At 62.0% G+C, this 6357-nt stretch carries 1 protein-coding gene; it reads left to right on the top strand.

All coding sequences use genetic code 11. From position 1 onward, the window contains the following. On the top strand, positions 1 to 6357 hold a 6357-nt coding region (locus QM600_RS28570), incomplete at both ends, for a non-ribosomal peptide synthetase (protein ID WP_283265114.1).

Raw genomic sequence — 6357 nt, 5'->3', positions numbered from 1 at the left:
TGTCGGGGTTGCCGGTGACGGTGAATGGGAAGTTGGACCGAAAAGCACTACCGGATACTGGCTTCAGTACCGATGCCGCAAAATTTGCAGCTCCACGCAACCCGATCGAACAGATAGTGGCGTCCGTTGTGGCCGACCTACTCGGAATCGTCAGAGTGGGAGTCGACGACAACTTCTTCGCTCTCGGTGGGAACTCCCTGATTGCTACGCGGCTGGTTGCGCGGGTCAATGCGGCAGTCGGAGAACGGATCAGCGTTCGTGACGTCTTCGACGCCCCCACCGTCGCCGGTCTGGCGGTGCTGGCGCAATCGGAGGACGGTTTGGAATCCCGCCCGCCCTTGAAGCCGCGGGAAGGTTCAACGAAAGTCCCCGTGTCGCTGGCTCAGCGGCGTCTGTGGTTTGTCAATCAGTTCGATACGTCGTCGTCGGCGTACAACGTCGCGTTTGTGTTGAGCCTCGAAGGGCGGCTTGACGTGAGCGCGCTACGTCAGGCATTCGCGGACATCATAGCGCGACATGAGACGCTGCGCACCATCTTCCCGCTTGCTGATGACGGGCCGCAGCAGGTGATCTTGCCGCCGACAAGCGTCATACTCGACCTTGATCCGATCGTCGTGTCGGGTGACGCCGAACTCCGCGAACTGTGTCAGCGTGTGTTGTCTGCAGGATTTGACGTGACGGCGCAGATCCCGTTGCGGGCGAGCCTGTTCCGACTCGACGAGGATGCGCACTCGCTGGCTGTCGTCGTGCATCACATCGCGTCCGACGGTTTTTCGATGGCACCTTTAGCGCGAGATGTCATGACCGCGTATGCATCGCGACTGAACCGTTCGGAACCGGATTGGGCACCGCTCGACGTGCAATACGCCGACTACACGCTGTGGCAGCGGGAGTGGCTGGGTTCGGAATCCGATGAGGATTCGTCGATTTCGCGACAGTTGGCCTACTGGGCCGCCACACTGTCAGACCTGCCGGAAGTGCTGGAGATACCCACTGACCGCCCCCGCCCGGCTGTCCGATCACTCCAAGCGGACCATCTCGAATTTGACATCGGTGAAGAGGTCCACGCCGGTGTGGTGGCGCTGGCACGGAATCACAACGCAACGGTCTTCATGACTGTGCATGCAGTACTGGCGATTCTGCTCGCACGGCTGAGCGGTGGCGACGACATCACGGTCGGGACGCCGATCGCCGGACGCGGTGAGAGGGAACTAGACGACGTTGTGGGCATGTTCGTCAACACACTTGTCTTGCGCACACGCATCACTGGCGACGCCACATTTTCCGATGTACTCGGGATGGTTCGGGAAGGCGATCTGGGTGCCTTCACCCATGCGGAAGTCCCGTTCGAACGGGTCGTAGAGATTCTGAACCCGTCCCGGTCCACCGCGTACTCGCCGCTTTTCCAAGTGATGCTGGAGTTCCAGGACATCGAGCGCCCCACGCTGAAACTGCCTGGACTGCAGATCCGGAGTCTTGATGCTCCGATCGACACCACCAACTTCGACCTCCAGTTGACAGTCTCCGAGAACGTCGACGCCGACGGGAATCCAACTGGAATCACGGCGGAATTCGGTTATGCAACTGACCTTTTCGATGAGGAAACAGTTTCCGGGTTCGCGAGGCGATTCCAGTGCATCCTCGAGGCGGTTACCGAGAGCGCTAATGTCCGAGTCGGCGACATCGATATCCTGGACATCTCCGAGCGCGCTGAACTCGCTCCGGCAACGGGCGGTGAGGCACTAACACCGAGGACGCTGCCGGAACTGTTGGCAGAAGCAACCGCACACGATCCGGATGCCGTGGCGCTCGTCTTCGAAGGGCGGGAGGTTTGCTACGGCGAACTCGACGAGCGTTCGAATCAGTTGGCCCGTATGTTTATCGAGCGCGGCGCCGGCCCCGAGACCGTGGTAGCGGTGTGTATACCGCGTTCCGTCGACGCCGTTCTTGCAGTCTGGGCAGTGGCCAAATCCGGGGCGGCGTTTCTTCCCGTGGATCCGAATCATCCGGCCGGGCGGATCGAATACATGCTCACGGACTCCGGAGCAGTCTGGGGTGTGACGACGTCGGCGCAACGGGCGGCACTTCCCGACACTGCGGCATGGATCGTGCTGGGCGGACTGGACTGTGAAGACAAGCTCGCGAGGTATTCGTCGGCAGCGCTCAGCGATGACGAGCGGACGTCGCCGATCCTGATCGACAATCCGGCCTACCTGATCTACACGTCCGGATCGACGGGAACACCCAAAGGCGTGGTTACCACGCACCGCGGTCTGTCCAATTTCGCTGCCCAAGAACAGGCAAGGTTTGCGACTTCAGTCAGCTCCAGAACACTGCACTTTGCATCGCCGAGCTTCGATGCGTCGGTTCTCGAGTTCCTACTGGCGATCGGTGCGGGCGCCACGATGGTGATCGCTCCGCCGTCCGTGTACGGCGGTGCCGAGTTGGCTGATCTACTGGAATCACAGCAGGTCACCCATTGCTTTGTCACTCCGGCGGCGCTCGCGTCGGTTGATTCTGTCGGTCTCCCGGCCCTCGAATGTGTAGTCACCGGCGGCGAGGCCTGCCCTCCCGAGTTGGTCGCCCAGTGGGCGCCAGGCCGGCGAATGTTCAACGCGTACGGGCCAACCGAAGCGACGGTCGTCTCCAGTATCAGTGGCCAACTGGTGCCGGCGGCGAAAGTCACCATCGGCGCGCCCACTCTCGGGTTCAGTGAGGCAGTGCTGGATTCGCGGTTGCAACCGGTGCCGGCGGGTGTCACCGGCGAGTTATACCTTGCCGGTCCGGCCCTCGCTCGTGGTTATCATCAGAGGTTCCCGCTGACCGCCGAACACTTTGTCGCCAATCCCTTCGGGCCGGCAGGAAGTCGGATGTATCGAACCGGCGATCGGGTGCGGTGGACCGCCGATCAACAGTTGGAGTATCTCGGACGGACCGACTCCCAGGTGAAGATCCGCGGATTCCGGATCGAACGGGGCGAGGTCGAGTCGGCACTGCTCGCACACGACGAGGTAGCCCAGGCCGTGACACAGGTGTGGAACGGCGACAGCGGTGTGACCGGGTCCAGCAGTGGCGATCGACTGATCGGTTACCTGGTGCCCGAACCCGGCGTAACGATCGATTCGAAAGCCGTTCTGGACTTTGTCGGTGGACGATTGGCGTCGTACATGGTGCCGGCAGCATTGGTGGTACTCGACGCGATTCCCTTGACGGTGCACGGAAAGCTCAACCGCTCAGCACTTCCGGCGCCGGACTTCGCTACGGTGGTGTCTACGAATCGGCCACCGAGAACCGAGACCGAGGAAGTACTTGCCGGACTGTACAAGGACGTCCTTCGCCTGGATACGGTGGGGGTGGACGACTCCTTCTTCGCTCTCGGCGGCGACAGCATCATGTCGATACAGTTGGTGGCCCGCGCCAGAGACTCCGGCGTTATCCTCTCTCCCCGAGATGTATTCGACAGGCGAACTGTCGCGGGACTTGCCGAGGTAGCGCGATTCGATCATGACCGCACGGTTACCCTCGATGAGTTGCCGGGCGGCGGGGTCGGACCCCTGCCGCTGACACCCGTCTCGCGATGGATGCTCGAACGTAGTGGGGGACATGTCGACAGGTTCTCACAGTCACTGTTACTGACAGCCCCAGTCGGAATCACCTCTGACGTCCTTCTTCGAGCAATCGGGGCGGTGCTGGACCGGCACGACATGCTCCGTGCGCGCCTTCTCCCGGACATGCCGAGAGGTATGGAAGTACTGCCGACGGGTACGACGTCAGCGGAGGCACTGGTCCGGCGGGTGCCGGTCGCTACGGTGGAGGGAGACGATTTTGTCGCACTCGCGGAAACCGAACTCGCCGCTGCGGCAGACGATTTGAATCCAGCCACTGCCGACTTGGTGCGCGTGGTCTGGTTCGATGTCCCGAACGAAAGCGGACGACTCCTAGTGGTCGTGAACCACCTGGTGGTCGACGGTGTTTCCTGGCGCATTCTCATCTCCGATCTTGCCTTGGCCTGCAGTCACATTCAGAGTGGTGTAGCTCCGACGCTGCCGCCAGTCGGAACGTCGATGCGGCGGTGGACCCATGGTCTGCTCGATGCCGCGCAGCAACGTTCCCCTGAACTGGAACTGTGGGAGAAGATCTTGGGCGGTCGTGATCCGCTGATCGGTTCGCGCCCAATGGATCCCGTCACGGATGTCGATTCAACCGTCGATACCGTGAGCGTCGAAGTCTCGTCGAGCGTGACCAGCCCTCTGCTGACCGCACTTCCGGAAGCTGTTCACGGAACGGTGGGCGACGGCCTGCTCACGGCCCTGGCGATGGCACTGATTACCTGGCGACGACGCCAGGGCGGCGAGGTTGAGGACGCCTTGATCAACCTCGAAGGGCACGGCCGCGAGGAGAAGGTCGTCGACGGCGCAGACTTGTCTCGCACTGTCGGGTGGTTCACCACTCTGTATCCGGCGCGGTTGGATCTGACAGGAATCGATATCGACGACGCCATGGCGGGAGGTAGCGCGGCAGGGCAGGCGATCAAAGCAGTCAAGGAGCAGTTGCTTGCGATCCCAGATCACGGAATCGGCTTCGGACTATTGCGCTATCTCGATCGTGAGTCGTCAGACTCGCTATCTCGGTTCCGTTCTCCGCAAGTCAGTTTCAACTATCTCGGGCGAGTCTCCAGTTCTGACGGGACTCAGGACTGGCTGCCGGTGACGGGTAGCCGTGAGCTCGGCGGAACCCAAAATCCCGAAATGCCGGTCGCTTCGGTGATCGATATCAACGCCTTCGTCGACGACAGGCCGGACGGGCCCGGTCTCCAAGCGTCGTTTGCGTTCCCGCGAGGAGTGCTCACCGAAGCTGAGATTACGGAGTTCGCGGACTTGTGGCGCCGTGCTTTGGGCGGGCTCGCTGCTTACACGTCACGGCCGGATGCGGGCGGACTGACGCCGTCCGACATTCCGCTGGTGACGGTGAGTCAGCAACAGATCGAGAGATGGGAGGGGCAATTCCCGGCGTTGCGAGATGTGTGGTCGCTGTCTCCTCTGCAGTCCGGGTTGCTCTTTCATGCTGCGCTGGCCGCATCCACGGTGGACGTGTACACCGCGCAGTTGCGCATCAATCTCGAGGGCAGAATTGACGCCGGGCGTCTCCGGACTGCGGTGGCTGGGCTGCTGGCCCGGCATCCGAATCTGCGAACCGCGTTTGTCTATGACGCGGACGGGGTGCCCGCCCAAGTGGTTGTCGATGACGTGGAGGTGCCGTGGCGGGAGGTGGATCTCAGCGCCGGCGGGACTGACATCGAGATGGAACTGTCACGACTCCTCGATGACGATCGCCGCGAGCGGTTCGATCTCGCAGCGCCGCCTTTACTGCGACTGACACTCGTCCGAACCGCACCAGAGCAGTTCGTCTTGGCGATTACGAATCACCACATCATCTTGGACGGCTGGTCGATGCCGTTGCTGGTACGGGAGTTGTTGACGCGCTACGCCGCCGACGGAATTCCGGCCGGTCTGCCGAATCCGCCCTCGTACCGAACGTATCTGGAATGGTTGGCGAAGCGTGACCGCGAAGTGACGGCGAGAGCTTGGGACGCTGCTCTCGACGGCTTCGAGGAGCCGACGTTGCTGGCACCACCGGGCTCTGCCGCAGCCTACGGTGTGCCCGACGACGTTGATATCGTGCTGCCGGATGCCGTGAATGACGCGCTCGCTGGAGTTGTTCGCAGCGGCGGGATCACGATGAACACGGTGGTTCAGGCAGCGTGGGGAGTGCTGTTGTCCCGCTTACTCTCTCGTGACGATGTCATATTCGGTACCACCGTCGCGGGTCGCCCGCCGCAACTGCCCGGTGTCGAGAACATGATGGGGCTCTTCATCAACACGTTGCCGGTGCGCGTGCGGATTGATCCGGAGGAGACGCTTGCGCAGCTGCTTACCCGACTGCAGGGCGAACAAACGGTACTCCTCGACCATCACGAGGTCAGCCTCGGCGAGGTGCAATCGCGCGCGGGTTTGGGCAACCTCTTCGACACACTGTCCGTGTTCGAGTCGTACCCTGTCGACAAATCCGGGTTGGATGAGAACGCCGACATCGAAGGTATGCGGGTAACCGGCCTTGATGCCCGCGACGCCACGCACTACCCGATCACGTTGCTGTCGATCCTCGAACCCAGCCTGCGGTTGAGTCTGCGCTATCAGCCGGGAATCTTCGACCGCGCGACGATGACAACGCTTGCCGAACGCCTGGTCCGGATTCTCGAGACCATCGCCGGCGACGTGAGTACTCCGGTCGGTGCGGTTGACGTGTTCGTTTCGGGTGAGCGGGAGTTGGTTCTCGAGTCGTGGAATTCGACTGACC

The sequence above is a fragment of the Rhodococcus sp. IEGM 1379 genome (genome assembly GCF_030056815.1).
Taxonomy (GTDB): domain Bacteria; phylum Actinomycetota; class Actinomycetes; order Mycobacteriales; family Mycobacteriaceae; genus Rhodococcus_F.
The sequence above is the reverse complement of the archived record's forward strand: the minus strand, read 5'-3'. Positions and strand labels throughout refer to the sequence as shown.